Source organism: Paenarthrobacter sp. NPDC018779 (assembly GCF_044391085.1).
Taxonomy (GTDB): Bacteria; Actinomycetota; Actinomycetes; order Actinomycetales; family Micrococcaceae; genus Arthrobacter.
This window is the reverse complement of record NZ_JBIRZS010000019.1, coordinates 1-15,245: the sequence shown is the minus strand read 5'-3', so window position 1 is coordinate 15,245 and position 15,245 is coordinate 1. Positions and strand designations below refer to the sequence as shown.

The following is a 15,245-nucleotide window of genomic DNA, read 5'->3' as shown; positions in this document are numbered from 1 at the left end:
TTGGCGGGCTTTCAATGGAAGTCAGCAGCAGCGAAGCAGCACCAAGCCAGTGAGGAATCCCATGAAGGCTCTCTACAAATCCGGACCAAACGCCGGGTTCGAACTCGTTGACCGTCCGGAGCCCGAGGCGGGCCCGAGCGACGTCAAGATCCGCGTGATGACCACCGGCATCTGCGGCACCGACCTCCACATCCAAAGCTGGGATGCGTGGGCGCAAAGCATCATCGAAGCACCCCTGATTGCCGGGCACGAGTTCTACGGCGAAGTGGTGGCGATCGGCGAGGACGTCCGTGACGTTAAGGTGGGGGACAGGGTCTCCGGCGAAGGGCACGTTGTCTGCGGGATCTGCCGCAACTGCCGGGCCGGACGCCGCCAGATGTGCATCCACACGGTCTCGGTGGGCGTTCAGCGCGATGGTGCATTTGCTGAGTTCGTGGTCATTCCCGAAACGAATGTCTGGGTCCACCACGATGAATCCGTCACCCCGGAACTTGGTGCCATCTTCGACCCGTTCGGCAACGCGGTGCACACTGCATTGAGTTTCCCGCTGGTGGGCGAGGACGTCCTCATCACCGGTGCGGGCCCGATCGGGCTGATGGCCATCGCCGTCGCCCGCCACGCCGGTGCACGGAAGATCGCCATCACCGACGTCTCGGCTCCGCGCCTCGAACTGGCCCGGCAGATGGGCGTGGACCTTGCCGTGGATGTTTCGAAGATGCGCGTCCGGGAGGCGCAGCAGGAACTGGGCATGCGCGAAGGCTTCGACATCGGCCTGGAAATGTCGGGACACCCCACAGCGCTGCCTGAGATGATCGACAACATGAACCACGGCGGACGCATCGCCATGCTCGGCCTGCCCAGCCAGTCCATCGACATCGACTGGGGCAAAGTTGTCACGCACATGCTCACGCTCAAGGGCATCTACGGACGCGAGATGTTCGAGACCTGGTACGCCATGAGCGCCATGCTCTCCTCCAACCCCACGCTGCACCGCAGCATTTCCGCCGTCGTCACGGACAAGCTGCCCGCCACCGAGTGGGAAAAGGGCTTCGAAATCGCCCGCAACGGTGTGGGCGGCAAAGTGGTCCTCGACTGGACTGAACTCTAGGAACCTTCAGGAGCAATTCAATGTACTCAGCCATCAAAGACCAACTCCAAGGCGAACTCGACGAGATCCGCAGCGCCGGGCTCTTCAAGACCGAACGCCACATCGACTCACCCCAGGCCAGCCACATCGCCGCGGGCCAGCTCGGCCAGCCGGCCAACAAGGTCCTTAACTTCTGCGCCAACAACTACCTCGGCCTCGCCGACCACCCGGACATCATCGCCGCGGCCAAGTCAGCCATGGACGAGCGTGGCTTCGGCATGGCCTCCGTGCGGTTCATTTGCGGTACCCAGGACCTGCACCTGGAACTCGAAGCCCGCGTCTCGGCTTTCCTGGGGACCGAGGACACCATCCTCTTCTCCAGCTGCTTCGACGCCAACGGCGGTGTGTTCGAGTCCCTCTTCGGCCCCGACGACGCCATCATCTCTGACTCCCTCAACCACGCCTCCATCATTGATGGCATCAGGTTGAGCAAGGCGAAGCGCTTCCGCTACGCCAACCAGGACATGGCGGACCTGGAAGCCAAGCTCTTGGAAGCGTCCGGTTCGCGGCGCAAGATCATCGTCACCGACGGTGTCTTCTCCATGGACGGCTACCTGGCGCCCCTCGAAGCGATCTGCGACCTCGCCGAGAAACACGACGCTTTAGTGATGGTGGACGATTCCCACGCCGTCGGGTTCATGGGCTCCACCGGCGCCGGTACGCCTGAACATGCCGGGGTATCGGACCGCGTGGACATCTACACGGGAACCTTCGGCAAGGCCCTCGGCGGTGCCTCCGGTGGTTACGTCTCCGGCCGCGGCGAGATCGTGGCCATGCTGCGCCAGAAGGCCCGTCCGTACCTGTTCTCCAACTCGCTCGCACCGGCGATTGTTGCGGCCACCATCAAGGCCTTGGAACTGGTGCAGGGCTCAGGCGAGCTGCGCACACGTCTCTTCGAGAACGCTGCCCTGTTCCGTCGCCGCATGAGCGAAGAAGGCTTCGAACTGCTCGACGGCGAACACGCCATCATCCCGGTGATGTTCGGTGACGCCGTGGTTGCGGCCCGTATCGCCGACGAGATGCTCGGCCATGGCGTCTTCGTCACCGCGTTCAGCTACCCCGTGGTGCCCAAGGGTGCGGCCCGCATCCGCGTCCAGCTTTCCGCCGCGCACAGCACGGACGACGTCGAGGCTTGCGTCCAGGCCTTCGTCAAGAGCCGCGCCGCGGTCGCCTAACCCCGACCCTCTCTCACCGAACGCCCCCTTTTCCCGAACCCTCTCTCACCGAACGCCCCCTTTTTTGGGACGCTCTCTCACCGAATGCCCCCTTTTTTGGGACGCTCTCTCACCGAATGCCCCATTTTTACGGGACGCTCTCTCACCGAACTGCCCATTTTCAAGAACGCTCTCTCACTTTCTACACGCAAGCGAGTGAGGGCCAGCGGTGGAGGGGTGTTTGGTGAGAGAGCGTCCGGTGGAGAGTGCGGTTTGGTGAGAGATGCTTGAGTGGGAGGGGCGGTTTGGTGAGAGAGCGTCCGGTGGGAGGGGCGGTTTGGTGAGAGAGCGTCCGGTGGGAGGGGTGATTCGGTGAGGGAGGGTCTGGAAGGATGGGGCCATGGCTTCGAAGTATGACGTTGTAATCGTTGGCGGCGGGATCGCTGGGCTGTCCCTGGCATCGGCTCTGGCAGGACAGTGCACAGTGGCATTGGTGGAGGCCGAGCAATCCCTGGCGTTCCATACCTCCTCACGGTCGGCGCGCCAACTGATCCCCAGCTACGGCCCTCCGGTGGTGCAGGAACTGACCGTCCGGACGCTCGAACTCATGAAGGCCCGGGACGAGAACTTACCGGAGCCAGTCCTGACCCCTCGCGGTTTCATGCTGGTGGGGGACGAAGCAACGGTCAAGGCCGAGGCAAGCGGCAACATGCACAGCATCACCCATGCCGAAGCTATGGAGTTGTGTCCGGTCTTGAAGCCGGACTCGTTCACCGCAGCCGGCCTTGACAGTGGCTCGTACGGTTGCAACGCCCCGAACCTGCTGGAGGACCACCGGAAGCTCGCCGAAACAGCCGGCGTGGACATCATCACCGGAGCCAGGGTCCACTCGGCCCAGCGCATAGGAAGCGGCTGGGAACTGGGCGCAGGCACCGAAGGGTTCCTGTCCGGCGTCGTGGTTAATGCCGCAGGTGCGTGGGCTGACGAGTTGGCGGTCCTCAGCGGAGTCGAGAAACTCGGCCTGCAGCCGTTCCGCCGCACGGCAGCGATTGTGAACGTGGAAAACCCGCTGACCCCTCAAACTCCCATGGTGTGCGCCGCCGACGATTCCTTCTACTTCCGGCCCGAGGGCAACCAGGTACTGATTTCGCCGTCGGAACACGTGCCCAGCGGCGCCGAAGACGCCAAGCCCTACGCAGGCGATGTAGACAAGCTCATCGGCAACCTCAACGCCGTCACCACCCTCGGCATCCAATCAGTGGACCGCGCCTGGACCGGCCTGCGGACAGAAGCCGCGGACGGCGTACCCGTGGTGGGTTTCGACGCCGAGGCCCCCGGGTTCTTCTGGCTGGCCGGACAGGGTGGGTATGGTTTCCAAACCTCGTCCGCCATTGCCGAGCTCGCTGCCGCTCTCATTCTCGGAAACGTCCAGCCTGAGAGTCCGGAATCCCGGACAGCGGAGCAACTGGCAGCAGTCCGCTGGTCCATCCGGCGCTGAACAATAGGGACATGACCGGAACCACACTCATCACCAACATCGGCGAACTGATGACCCAGGACCTGGAGCACCGGGTCCTGAAGGACGCCGCTATCGTGCTGGAAGGGGAGCGGATTTCCTGGATCGGTTCCAGCGCCGACGCTCCTGCAGCGGACCACCGGATCGACGCCGAAGGCCGCGCCGTCCTGCCGGGCTGGGTGGACTCGCATTCCCACTTGGTCTTCGCCGGCGACCGCACCGCCGAGTTCGAGGCCCGCATGGCCGGCCAGAACTACAGCGCGGGCGGAATCGGAGTAACCACCAACGCCACACGCAGCGTAGGCGATGAAGAACTCAGCGCCCTGGTCAGCTCCCGTGTGCAGGAAGCCGTCTCGCAGGGCACAACCTACCTGGAGAGCAAGACCGGCTACGGCCTGGACGTACAGAACGAGGCCCGGAGCGCCCGGATTGCCGCCGAACACGTGGACGAGGTGACGTACCTTGGCGCCCACCTGGTGCCGGCGGGATCGGACCCGGAGGAGTACACGGACCTGGTCTGCGGCGAGATGCTCGCCGCCGTTCTGCCGTACGTCCGCTGGGCTGATGTGTTCTGCGAAACCGGTGCCTTCACCGAGGCACAGTCCCGCCGGGTCCTCCACGCTGCCCGCGAGGCTGGACTGGGGTTGCGCGTTCACGGCAACCAGTTGGGCGAAGGTCCGGGCGTGGCCTTGGCAGTGGAGTTCGGTGCCGCCAGCGTGGACCACGTGAATTACCTTTCGGAAGATGACATCCAGTCGCTTGCTGGCACGTGGACCGGCTGGGACGCCACCAGCGGTACCGGCTCCAAGGGCACCGTCGCCACCTGCCTGCCCGCCTGCGACCTTTCGACGCGCCAGCCGCTGGCCCCCGGCAGGGATCTGATCGACGCCGGCGTGCAGATCGCGTTGGCGGCCAACTGCAATCCCGGTACCTCGTACACGAGTTCCATGGCGTTCTGCGTCACGACGGCGGTCCTCCAGATGCGCTTGAGCGTCCACGAAGCCGTCCGGGCGGCGACGTACGGCGGCGCCTTGGCGTTGGGCCGGGAGTCCGGGAACGACGTCGACGGCGAACGGGCGGTGGGCTCGCTCGCCGTCGGTCATCGCGCAGATCTGCACATGCTTAAGGCGCCGTCGGCGACGCACCTTGCCTACCGGCCGGGTATCCCGCTGACGCATGCGGTGTGGCGGGCCGGCCGGCAGGCTGTCTAACTGAATCGCAACGCGGGGTCACTTAGGGCCCATCCCCAGGGGATTTAGGGGCCGTATCTGACCCCGCGTTGCTTTTAGGAGCAGGTGAACTTCGCGTCGGCCCAGTCGGCGTGGTCGTTGCCGTTTCCGTCACCGGAATCATTGGCGACGAGTTCCACGTACTGCGCCCCGGTGATGTCCACCGTCAATGGCAAGGGAGCGCTGGTGGCCCCGAGGACCGGCGTGGTCACCTTGGCTGTTCCATCGGCGACCACTGAGAATTTCACGCTGCCACGGCTTGCTTGCGCATCGTCGATCCCCACGGTTGCCGTGAAAGCGCTGCAACGGCCCCCAAGGAAGTAACGGATGGTGCCGTTGGCATGCGCGCCGAGTCCCTTGGTGTAGACAGTGCCGTTCAGGGTCAGTGGTGTGCCGTCACCGGCTCCGGTACCTCCGTTGGACATGTCCTTCTCCACCGGTCCCCAACCGTTGGTGGCGCTCACCCAAGGATGGTCGCTGGCGTAGACGGTGCCCTGCGGCGGTTTGGGGAGGGTACGCACGGACGCGGTGGTACTGATGGTCCGCATACCAACCGGTTCCGAGGTGGTGGAGTAGGTGGCTGTTGCCTTGACGGGGTAGTCGCCATCCGCCGAAGCGGGTGCGGTGATCTTCCATGTAGTGGCGAGGCTGCCACCGGAAGGTACGCTTGCCGCGGTTGCCGGTGTGGCCGGAGTGCCCGTCCATCCTTCGGGCAGTTCCAACGAAACCGACAGATCCTTGATGGCCGCAGGCTCATCCGAGACGAAGGTGGTGACGAAATCCTGGGCCTTCCCTTGCTGGATCACATCGCCCTGGAGGGCCGCGGTGAGCTGGGCACAGGCCGGGACAGCATCCGAGGACCCGAGGTCCTGCACCAAGAGGTTGTCCAGGGTGAAGTCCGATCCGTTGGCGCTGCCGGTGCGCTGCAGGCCCACGAAGTAGTCCCCGCAGAATCCAGTATCGAAGACCTGCTCAAAGCGGGTGGTGCTGGTCTTGGCGTCGATCGGCTGGTTGCCGGTCACCGCAGGTCCGGCCGCTGAATCGTATCCCGACACCCAGGCGTATTGCCCGGCTTTGGAGTTCTGGTAATCGAACGAGACCTTGTACTTGTGGCCGGCCTTGAACGGCACGGTGGCCTCGGTGGTGCGGTACACCATGCCCGGGCCGCCGTTCGGTGCCCGGTTTTCGTCATGGGCAATCAAGGACCATTGGCCATCCAGTACTTCGTCGATCACGTTGGTGTGCCAGCCCTTCTGCGTGAAGGGTTCGTGGCGTTCGGTGATGTGCGTGCGGGGATCGGTGGATCCTCCGGCGTTGCCCTTCACGAACGGACCCCAGCCCTGGTCCACGTTTTCGAAGTCTTCGCTGAAGACGCCGGTGGTTGCCACCCGGGCGGTCTTCACCGCCCGGAAGTCATCCACCCGTACCGTTGCGTCGCCGTCGTCCGCTTTGAGGGTGATGGTCGCCTTGGTGTTGTTTCGCGCCACGTCCACCAGGACGCGGACGCGCTGGAAGGAAGTACCGTGCTTTTCGTCTCCTGCCACGAAGTTTTCGGCAGTGGAGGAATCGATGGTGGTCTTCCCGGTCTTCCCGTTAACCGTGACGGAGAGGGTGGTGGGCCGGGTTTTGCCCGGTTGGATTTCCACCCACGCACTGACGGACTGGGTTCCGGCGTCGAGCTTTACTTCCTGGCTGATGGACGACGGCGACGCCCCCAATTGCGCGAAGCGGCGGCCTTTGTCGTCGCGGACCTGGGTGACGGAGCCCGTGGGGTTCCAGGCGGAGAGGTCCGCACCGTTGAAGCCGGGGTCATTGAACGCGGTTCCCTCGCCGAAGTCCGCGTTCCTGGGCAGGGCGTTGCCTTTGGCGGTGAGGACGTAGGGCTGTTTGGCGTCGGCCGTGACGGTGACCTGGCCGTTGGCTACGGGAACGTCGGCCACCTTCACACGGCCGTTGTCCGTCAGTTTGAACAGTTCCAGGGACTTGGCCTTGGCGAAATCCTTGGTCAGCGTCCACGTGGTGGAACCGCCGACGGGGTTGTAGTGGTACATCTTGTCCACCACGTTGTTCTCCTTGGATGACCAGGGGAGCAGGTAGGTGCCCCCGGTCAGCACGGTGGAGCCGCCGGCCGTGATGTTGCGGGTTTCAGCGGTGTTGCCCGTGACGGAAACGTTGTCCGCGAGGTCGATCCGGTCAGCGGTCCACTTGGTGATGGGGTGGTGCTGCAGGAACTTGGCGGGCAGGTTTGCCGTCCAGATGTTCTCGCTGAAGGCGTTGAAGTCGTTCTGGCCGGTCCAGCCTTCGAACTCGACGATGTGGCTCACGCCAAGTTTGGGGTCGGGGTTCCACACATCCGACTGGCTGTTGTTGATGAACCGGAGGATCTGGGAGTTGATGCCCTTGTTCGTGGAGCCGCCGTATTTCTCGTCGTTGGCCCAGTGGGACCAAGTGTTGTTCCTGGACAGATGGTCAGCCCACTCCGACCCCACCCGGAAACCGTTCTTGACGAGTTCCTGTTGCAGGCGCTCGGCCAGCCAGCCGTACTCGTAGTAGACGTCCACGTAGACGAAGTCCAGGTTCTTGTCCGTGGCCTCGCGTAGTTCCTTGATGCGCTGGGCCAGCTTGCCGGACGTGATGTCCTGCCGTTGGTTGATGTAGTACGACTGGTCCAGCCAGTTCCAGCCAAGCGCCTTGTCAGCCCGGAGAAGATCCTCGCTGAAGGATTTGGCCTCAGGGTAGATTTCCGCGGCGTTGATGTGGACTCCGAAGCTTGCGTTCCAGTCCTTACCTTCCTTGACCAACTTGTTCAGGTCCTCCAGGCCGCCGGCACGGGTATTGAAGTTGTTGCCGTAGTCGGTGTTCGCGGAGTCGTGCCCTTCGCTGGTGTAGCCCTTGAGCATGGCCACCTGGCCCAGGCCGTCCGTGGCCAGGGAGATCCGTTTGACGTCGTCCAGGGTGCGCAGGAACGGATGGGTGGCTTGCGATGCGAAGTTGAACGGGATGTGGGTGACCACGTTGTCCGGGGTTTGTTCGCCCTTGTTGGCGCTGACCTGGATGGACCGCATGGCGATTGCTGCGTCCTGCCAATCGACGCTTCCGTCGGCGTTGGCGTCGGTGGTGATGGCCACCCTGGTCCACGGCAATTCCTCGGTGGTGTCTGAGCCATCGGCACGGTAGAGCCATTGGCCGCTGGCGATCCCCATGGAAACCCCTCCGGTGCCGTCTGAGACGGCTTGGCGCCAGAACCGTCCGCGATCCTTGGAACCTGGCCCCGAAGACGTGTCGTAGAGGGCATTGGACTCCAGTGCTGCGCCCAGCGAGGAGGTGTTGGCCAGAGCGTAGGCCGAGCTTTTCGCCGCTGGGTCCACGGGGGTGGACGCCGTGACGGGGGTAAATTCGTCGCCGCTCACGGCCCGGTCCACGGACAGGTTGGCCGTGGATACCTGTGCTCCGGGTTGCGTGGAATCCACCGATACGAGGTTCAGGCGCGGGAGTTGGAGTGTCCGCACCTGGTGCCCGGGGGAGTCCTTGATTCCCGTGATGTTGAAGGACACCACGTTTTTCTTGACGGAAAGGCGTGCCGTGATGGAGGCATTGCCGAATTCGGGAACCGTCAGGACGTAGTCCATGGTGTCCTTGCCGGAGGCGGTGGAGGAACCTGTGGCCTCGTATTCGGTGCCGTTGAGGGTGACGGTGTGCAGCCGCGCCCGGGAACCGTCCAGCGAGGCCTTGCTGGCGGCATCGGTGTAGCTGAGGACCTGGGGAAAGGTGGTGGACACCTCCACGCTGAGCTGGCCGGACCGCAGGGTGGCGCTACCGGGGCTTGAAGCCTCAGCCGGGGGCGCTGCATTGGCGGGTGGGAGGGCGAGTAAGCCGAGTGACGATGAGGCGACGACGCAGGCCAAACTCAGCGAGGCGAGGCGTCTGGGGGATGACAAGCCGGGCATATTGCTCCTTCTTGATTATTCCGAGCGAGTAACAATCATGTTCTTGCGGACTCGACAAGCCTGCTGCATCGGACAGAAGTTGACAAGAGTTAACGGAATATTCGTTGTTTCGCACAAGTTCTCACATGATTGATCGCGTGATCGAAGCCGTGCCCGTGATGAGCGAAAGTCCTCAGATGTCGCCGTCCATGATCCTTGTGAGATTGAAAATGATCGTTTAGTGTTTCTATAGATCAAAAAACGTCATTGCCTGAGCGGGAGTGGAACACACGATGAGCAACAACACCCTGGGTGCCTTCATGAAAGAAGAACTCGAATCACAGCCCGCCGTCTGGCAGCGCGCGATTGAGCAGGCAAGCGCTGAAAAGCTTCTCCCCGCGGATGGCCAGCGGATTGCCGTCATTGGTTGCGGCACCTCCTGGTTCATGGCCCAAAGCTACGCCGCGGCCCGCGAATCTGCAGGCAAGGGCGTCACGGATGCTTTCGCTGCCTCCGAGGCCTTCCTGAACAACAACAGCGCAGGGCGTCGGTACGACGCAGTCGTGGCGATCACCCGCTCCGGTACCACCACCGAAGTGCTCGAGATTCTCGCTGCCCTCAAAGGCGTCGTTCCTACTGTGGCGATCATTGGAGACACGGCCTCGCCGATCGTGGGCCTCGCCGATGCCGTGATCGGATTGCCCTACGCAGATGAGCGCTCCGTGGTCCAGACACGTTTCGCAACCACCGCGCTGGTGTACCTGCTGAGCAGCCTGGGCATCGACCTCACTACAGCCATCGCCGATGCCCGCAGCGCCGTCACCGCGCCGGTGGAACAGGAACTCCTGGACGCCGAGCAATTCACGTTCCTTGGGACCGGCTGGACCGTTGGCCTGGCCCACGAAGCCGGGCTCAAGATGCGCGAAGCAGTCCAGGGCTGGACCGAGTCCTACCCGGCCATGGAATACCGCCATGGTCCGATCTCCATCGCGGCCCCCGGCCGTGTCACGTGGCTCTTCGGAAACCAGCCCGAAGGCCTGGACCAGGACATGGCCGTGACCGGAGCCCTCTACATCCACGCGGACAAGCACCCGCTCGCCGAACTCGCCCGGGTCCATAAGGTCACCCTGGAGCGCGCCCGCGTGCGCGGACTGAATCCGGACCTGCCCCGCAACCTGACGCGCTCAGTCATTCTCGACGCGTCCGCCTAGGCCACCGCCATGGTTCTCGGAACCGCATCCACAGCTGTCCTGGCCTTCGATGTTGGCGGGACCGATGTCAAAGCCGGCCTCGTTGACGCTGAGGGAAACGTGCTGGGCATGCGCCGCGTCCCCACGCCCTTGGACCCCGCCCGACCGGCGGAAGCAGTCCTGGACCGGCTGGCGGGCCTCGCGGACGAACTCTCGGCCGAGTTCTCGGACGTGCCGGCGAAAGCGGCGGGAATCATCGTCCCCGGCATCGTCGACTCCACCGAAGGCGTGGGCGTGTACTCGGCCAACCTCGGCTGGAAGGACTTCCCCTTTACCGCCGAGGCGGAAAAGCGGCTGGGCCTGCCTGTCGCTTTCGACCACGACGTCCGCTCCGCCGCGGCCGTGGAACACCGCTTCGGCGCGTCCCGGCAGTTCAACGATGTAGTGGTCATGGTGGTTGGCACTGGAATCGCCGCTGCCGTCTTCTCGGGCGGCCAAGCCGTCACCGCGGGCGGCTTCGCAGGCGAGCTTGGCCACGCCCAGGTTCCCAATCCGGACCCAGGACCACCCCGCTCCACCATCCTTGAAGCGGTGGGCTCTGCAGGAGCCATCACCAAGCGCTACAACGCGCAATCCCCGGAACCCGTGGACGGCGCCAGGGAAGTGCTGGTCCGGGCCCGCGCGGGCGAACCCCGCGCGGCCCGGATTTGGCAGGACGCCGTGGATGCCCTGGCGTTCACTATCTGCCAGTGCGTCAACATCCTTGGCACCGAGGCCGTTGTGATTGGGGGCGGCCTGGCCGAAGCGGGGGATGAACTGCTGGAGCCGTTGCGTCGCCAAATAGACCAGACCTTGGATTTCCAACGCCGGCCCCGCCTGCTCAAAGCGCAGCTTGGCCAGGACGCAGGCCTCCTCGGCGCAGCCCTTAACGCCCGTGCCCTCCTGGAACGGAACGCGTTGGAGCACAGCATGGTGGGAGGCACGCCATGAACCGCATCGTCACAGTGACGCCCAACCCTGCCATCGACATGACTTACACAGTCCACGGCATCACCGAGGGTGGCAGCCACCGGGTGCCCACGCCCCTCAGCCGGGCAGGTGGTAAAGGACTCAACGTAGCCCGGGTGGCCCATCAAACAGGCCACCCCGTGCTGGCCGTAGCCCCCACGGGCGGCGCCGCCGGGCAAACGCTCGCGGCGGAGCTCTGGACCAGCGGCGTACCGCACACCCTGGTCAATGTTGCTGCGGAAACCAGGCGAAGCATCGCGCTCGTGGACACCGTTTCCGGCGAAACCTCCATCTTCAACGAGGAAGGCCAGCCCCTCCTGCCCGACGATTGGCGCTCGCTGACTGCCGCCGTCGTGAACGCCATCCACGGCGGTGACGGCCATGGCGGGGCCAGCGTGCTGGTTGGTTCCGGCAGCCTGCCGCCGGGCGCGCCGGCGGACTTTTATCCCTCGCTGGTGCAGTTGGCGCACGACGCCGGGATCCCGGCCATCATCGATACGTCAGGTCCCGCAATCATCGACGCAGCCCGCGCAGGCGCGGATGTGCTGAAACCGAACCACCACGAACTCGCCGAGGCCACGGGGGAGCCAAGCGTCGAAGCTGCGGCGCTCTCGCTCATCGCCTTGGGCGCGCGCACTGTGCTGGTGAGCGCCGGGGCCGAGGGCATGCTCGCCTTCGACCACGCAGCCCCCGGCGGCTACTGGAGCGCCCGGCTGCCGGCGCCGCTGAGCGGGAACCCTACAGGGGCGGGCGACGCCGGTGTGGCGGCTGCCGCCGTCGCCCTCGCCGAAGGCATCACCGAGCCACGCGACATCCTCCGGCGCGCCACCGCCTGGTCCGCAGCGGCAGTGCTCATGCCGGCTGCAGGCGAAATTTCCCCGCGCTACAAGGAACTCGAAGAACAACTGATCGTGACATGGAAGGAGACCCGGTGACCCTGGTCAACACGCGGGAACTCATGGAGAAGGCCGCGGCCAACGGCACTGGCCAGGGCGCGTTCAACGTGATCCACGTGGAAACAGCCGAGGGCCTCGTAGCCGGTGCCGAAGCCGCCGGCGTGCCCCTGATCCTGCAGATCTCGGAGAACTGTGCCAAGTACCATGGGGGGCTCGAACCGATCGGCCTGGCCACCCTTGCGATTGCCCGGGACGCCAACGTTCCGGTCGCCGTCCACCTGGACCACGCCGAGTCCGAAGACCTCGCACTCGCAGCCGTGGACCTCGGTTTCGGCTCCGTCATGTACGACGGCGCCCACTTGCCTTACGACTGGAACGTGGAAGTTACGCGGCGGGTAGCCCGCTACGCCCACGACCACGGCGTCTATATGGAAGCCGAACTCGGCAAGGTTGGCGGCAAAGACGGGGCACACGCGCCGGGCGTCCGGACGGACCCGGGGGAGGCTGCTGCCTTCGTGGAAGCAACCGGGGTGGACGCGCTCGCCGTTGCCGTTGGGTCGTCCCACGCCATGACCGAACGCAATGCCGAACTGGACCTCCACCTCATCACCCGGCTGAAATCCGCGGTGGAAAAACCACTGGTCCTCCACGGTTCCTCCGGCGTCACAGACGGGATGCTCGTAGCTGCGATCGGGGCGGGTATGACTAAAATCAACGTATCCACACATTTGAACGGGTTCTTCACCCGCGCAGTCCGTGAGTACCTCGATGCCTACCCTGCAGTGGTGGATTCCCGGAAGTACCTCAAGGCCGGCCGGGACGCCCTCGTGCTGGAATCTGCACGTATGCTGACGCTGTTCGCCAAAGCGAAATAGCTGGACCGACGCGAAAGGCTCGTCATGACCCGCACCGATCGGCTGACCGCCATCCTGGACCTCCTGGCCGAATCCGGCCATGTGGAAGTCGAGGACATCGTGACGCGGCTTGGCGTGTCTCCCGCAACGGCCAGGCGCGACCTGGACAGCCTCGCCAAGCAGCGCCTGCTCAGCCGGACCCGCGGTGGCGCCACCACGGGATCCGTGGCCTACGATCTCCCGGGCCGCTACAACCGTGACGACCATGCAGAAGCCAAACAGGACATCGCGTTGGCGGCGTCCGCGTTGATCCGCCCCGGAGCGGTGATCGGCCTCAGCGGAGGAACCACGAACACAGCGCTGGCACAATTGCTATCCACCCGCGAGGACCTCAACGCGCCGTCCAACCGGCCCACGCTCACGGTGGTCACCAACGCCATCAACATCGCCTCACAGCTTGCGGTGCGTCCGAACATCAAGATCATGGTCACCGGTGGCATCCTGAATCCCCGTTCCTACGAGCTTGTGGGCCCGTACACGGACGTCATCATGCAGAAGGTGGCGCTGGACATTGCGTTCATCGGCGTCAACGGCGTGGACCCCGACCTCGGCCCCACTATCACCGATGAGGGCGAAGCCATGGTGAACACCGTCATGGCGCGGCGGGCCACCGAGTCCTACGTGGTCGCCGATTCCTCCAAAGTGGGCCGCCGCTCCTTTGCTGCGATGGCCGGCTACGAATTCCGGCACCTCATTACCGATTCCGGGATTTCGCCGGAGCACCGGGCCGCCTTTGAATCCAAGGGCACCGAAGTGATCGTGGCTCCGGCGGGGGTCACGGCGTAGGCCTCAGAACCGCATCGGGGGAGCGTCCAGTACGGAGTCGTCCACGTTCCGTGGCACCCACTGGCTGAAGGGCTCATCCAGGACGTACAGCTCGTCGTCTGTCCTGATCAGCGTCCGCAATTCGGCATTCCCGGGATTGTTCAAGGATTCGAAGTACTCCACGGTCCAGTGGAACCACCGCATGCTCAATGTCCCCGGCGATCTGGAAGTTTGCCCAGTCCTGTTCACGGAGCCGGGGTTCCTCGATGACGCGTTCCACCAGCGGACCAAGGTTCAGTGCTTCCAGGGTCTGGTAGGCGCGCAAGTAAGGGGAAACGTAGACGCAGACCTGCTCACCGTTGAGTCTGCGGCGAAGCTTCTCCCCGGCGATCCGGGCCTCTTCCACTCCCCTGGCCGTCAGCGGGATCCGGTAGTCGGGCACGCGGTTGTAGATGGACGTATCCGCATTGGCGGCGGACTGGCCATGCCTGATCATGAAGATTCTGCCGGGGGCGCTCATCCCACCAAGCATAGGGCTGGCCTTCCCGGCAAAGTGGCAGGAACTACGGGCAAGATAGGAACATGCTCCTAGCCTCCCGCCGTCGCCTGCGCGCAGAAGTCCTCATTGTGCTGGGCCTGTCACTGGGCCAGTCCGCCGTCTATTCGGTGGTGCAGCTCCTGGACAAACTGACCCGCGCCCCCTTGTCGGAGGCTACGTCCACCCTCAACAGGTCCCAAAGCACGCGTGAATACTTCGACCTCACGTACCAGTTGCTGGACATCCTGTTCGCCCTGGTGCCGGTAGTCCTGGTGTTCTACTTCCTGTCCCTGCACGTCAGTGGTGGATCAGGGGGCGGGTCGGCGTTCGCCCGCCTGGGCTTCAATTTCGCCCGGCCCGGCAAGGACGCGCTCCAAGGCCTGGGCCTCGCCGCCGCGATCGGCATACCGTCCCTGGGCCTGTACGCAGTGGGGCGGGCGCTGGGCATTACCACGGCAATCGTGCCCAGTGGATTGGACGCCTACTGGTGGACCGTTCCGGTGCTCATCCTTTCGGCCATACGCCACGCGATCGTCGAGGAAGTGATCGTGGTGGGCTACTTGCTGGACCGGTTCGGCAAGTTCGGCTGGAGCACGCCGGTGGCGATCATCGTCAGCGCAGTCCTGCGGGGGAGCTACCACCTGTACCAGGGCTTCGGGCCCTTCATCGGCAATGTGGTGATGGGCCTCGTGTTCGCCTGGCTCTACACAAAGACCAAACGGGTGATGCCACTGGTGATAGCGCACGCGCTCCTGGACATCGTGGCGTTCGTCGGGTTCAGCCTGTTCGGCAAAGCCGTGGGCCTCGGCTAGCAGCCCCAACTGGGTCGCAGTTAGGGTCGTTCCCAGCGCTGGGAACGACCCCAAGTGCGACCCAGCGTGTGAGCGCCGCTGGCGCGCCGTGGGGCCGGGAAAGTATGCGGGGTGGCTCGCCAGGGCTCTGGCGGGCTCTGGCCTTCCGGG

12 protein-coding genes are annotated in these 15,245 nt (G+C 64.5%); 10 read left to right on the top strand and 2 right to left on the bottom strand.

From position 1 onward, the window contains the following. Window positions 1-61: 61 nt before the first annotated feature. From tdh to hutI, 4 genes are all read left to right on the top strand, one after another. Window positions 62-1,108 (top strand): L-threonine 3-dehydrogenase, encoded by a 1,047-nt coding sequence (tdh, locus tag ACH488_RS17070; RefSeq protein WP_397325762.1) that lies wholly within the window; start codon window positions 62-64, stop codon window positions 1,106-1,108. A 20-nt stretch (window positions 1,109-1,128) separates the two neighbouring features. Further along, window positions 1,129-2,322, top strand: coding sequence for a glycine C-acetyltransferase (locus tag ACH488_RS17065; protein WP_397325761.1), 1,194 nt, complete (start codon window positions 1,129-1,131; stop codon window positions 2,320-2,322). Between the two features lie 379 nt (window positions 2,323-2,701). Next, window positions 2,702-3,799 carry an NAD(P)/FAD-dependent oxidoreductase gene (locus ACH488_RS17060; protein ID WP_397325760.1) on the top strand — a complete coding sequence of 366 codons (1,098 nt, stop codon included), beginning with the start codon at window positions 2,702-2,704 and terminating at the stop codon, window positions 3,797-3,799. 11 nt (window positions 3,800-3,810) lie between these two features. Further along, entirely contained in the window at window positions 3,811-5,028 is a 1,218-nt protein-coding gene (gene hutI / locus ACH488_RS17055; protein WP_397325759.1) for an imidazolonepropionase, read from the top strand. A gap of 74 nt (window positions 5,029-5,102) precedes the next feature. On the opposite strand, the gene ACH488_RS17050 is transcribed toward hutI, so the two are convergent. Further along, window positions 5,103-8,993 (bottom strand): endo-alpha-N-acetylgalactosaminidase family protein, encoded by a 3,891-nt coding sequence (locus ACH488_RS17050; RefSeq protein WP_397325758.1) that lies wholly within the window; start codon window positions 8,991-8,993, stop codon window positions 5,103-5,105. A gap of 272 nt (window positions 8,994-9,265) precedes the next feature. Between ACH488_RS17050 and ACH488_RS17045 the strand changes: the two genes are divergently transcribed. From ACH488_RS17045 to ACH488_RS17025, 5 genes are read left to right on the top strand one after another with little or no spacing between them, the layout of a single operon-like run. After that, window positions 9,266-10,183 carry an SIS domain-containing protein gene (locus ACH488_RS17045; protein ID WP_397325757.1) on the top strand — a complete coding sequence of 306 codons (918 nt, stop codon included), beginning with the start codon at window positions 9,266-9,268 and terminating at the stop codon, window positions 10,181-10,183. Window positions 10,184-10,192: 9 nt separating this feature from the next. Then, window positions 10,193-11,152: an ROK family protein gene (locus ACH488_RS17040; RefSeq protein WP_397325756.1), complete on the top strand. Its 960-nt coding sequence runs from the start codon at window positions 10,193-10,195 to the stop codon at window positions 11,150-11,152. After that, entirely contained in the window at window positions 11,149-12,105 is a 957-nt protein-coding gene (locus tag ACH488_RS17035) for a 1-phosphofructokinase family hexose kinase (RefSeq protein WP_397325755.1), read from the top strand. Before ACH488_RS17040 ends, ACH488_RS17035 begins: the two co-directional genes overlap by 4 nt. After that, complete coding sequence (locus tag ACH488_RS17030) at window positions 12,087-12,941, top strand: class II fructose-bisphosphate aldolase (RefSeq protein ID WP_397325754.1); 855 nt, start codon at window positions 12,087-12,089, stop codon at window positions 12,939-12,941. Before ACH488_RS17035 ends, ACH488_RS17030 begins: the two co-directional genes overlap by 19 nt. A gap of 24 nt (window positions 12,942-12,965) precedes the next feature. Beyond that, window positions 12,966-13,766: a DeoR/GlpR family DNA-binding transcription regulator gene (locus ACH488_RS17025; protein ID WP_397325753.1), complete on the top strand. Its 801-nt coding sequence runs from the start codon at window positions 12,966-12,968 to the stop codon at window positions 13,764-13,766. A 73-nt stretch (window positions 13,767-13,839) separates the two neighbouring features. Here ACH488_RS17025 and ACH488_RS17020 read toward each other — a convergent pair whose 3' ends face one another. Then, window positions 13,840-14,265 carry a phosphoglycerate mutase family protein gene (locus ACH488_RS17020; protein ID WP_397325752.1) on the bottom strand — a complete coding sequence of 142 codons (426 nt, stop codon included), beginning with the start codon at window positions 14,263-14,265 and terminating at the stop codon, window positions 13,840-13,842. Between the two features lie 62 nt (window positions 14,266-14,327). On the opposite strand from ACH488_RS17020, the gene ACH488_RS17015 reads away from it, so the two are divergent. Continuing rightward, entirely contained in the window at window positions 14,328-15,095 is a 768-nt protein-coding gene (locus tag ACH488_RS17015; protein WP_397325751.1) for a CPBP family intramembrane glutamic endopeptidase, read from the top strand. Window positions 15,096-15,245: the final 150 nt, after the last annotated feature.

Bases quoted from the DNA above. Each gene is read 5' to 3' on its own strand.
- ACH488_RS17035 (WP_397325755.1), top strand. From the start codon at position 11,149: ATGAACCGCATCGTCACAGTGACGCCCAACCCTGCCATCGACATGACT.
- tdh (WP_397325762.1), top strand. From the start codon at position 62: ATGAAGGCTCTCTACAAATCCGGACCAAACGCCGGGTTCGAACTCGTT.
- ACH488_RS17040 (WP_397325756.1), top strand. From the start codon at position 10,193: ATGGTTCTCGGAACCGCATCCACAGCTGTCCTGGCCTTCGATGTTGGC.
- ACH488_RS17025 (WP_397325753.1), top strand. From the start codon at position 12,966: ATGACCCGCACCGATCGGCTGACCGCCATCCTGGACCTCCTGGCCGAA.
- hutI (WP_397325759.1), top strand. From the start codon at position 3,811: ATGACCGGAACCACACTCATCACCAACATCGGCGAACTGATGACCCAG.
- ACH488_RS17065 (WP_397325761.1), top strand. From the start codon at position 1,129: ATGTACTCAGCCATCAAAGACCAACTCCAAGGCGAACTCGACGAGATC.
- ACH488_RS17015 (WP_397325751.1), top strand. From the start codon at position 14,328: ATGCTCCTAGCCTCCCGCCGTCGCCTGCGCGCAGAAGTCCTCATTGTG.
- ACH488_RS17050 (WP_397325758.1), bottom strand. From the start codon at position 8,993: ATGCCCGGCTTGTCATCCCCCAGACGCCTCGCCTCGCTGAGTTTGGCC.
- ACH488_RS17020 (WP_397325752.1), bottom strand. From the start codon at position 14,265: ATGAGCGCCCCCGGCAGAATCTTCATGATCAGGCATGGCCAGTCCGCC.
- ACH488_RS17030 (WP_397325754.1), top strand. From the start codon at position 12,087: ATGGAAGGAGACCCGGTGACCCTGGTCAACACGCGGGAACTCATGGAG.
- ACH488_RS17045 (WP_397325757.1), top strand. From the start codon at position 9,266: ATGAGCAACAACACCCTGGGTGCCTTCATGAAAGAAGAACTCGAATCA.
- ACH488_RS17060 (WP_397325760.1), top strand. From the start codon at position 2,702: ATGGCTTCGAAGTATGACGTTGTAATCGTTGGCGGCGGGATCGCTGGG.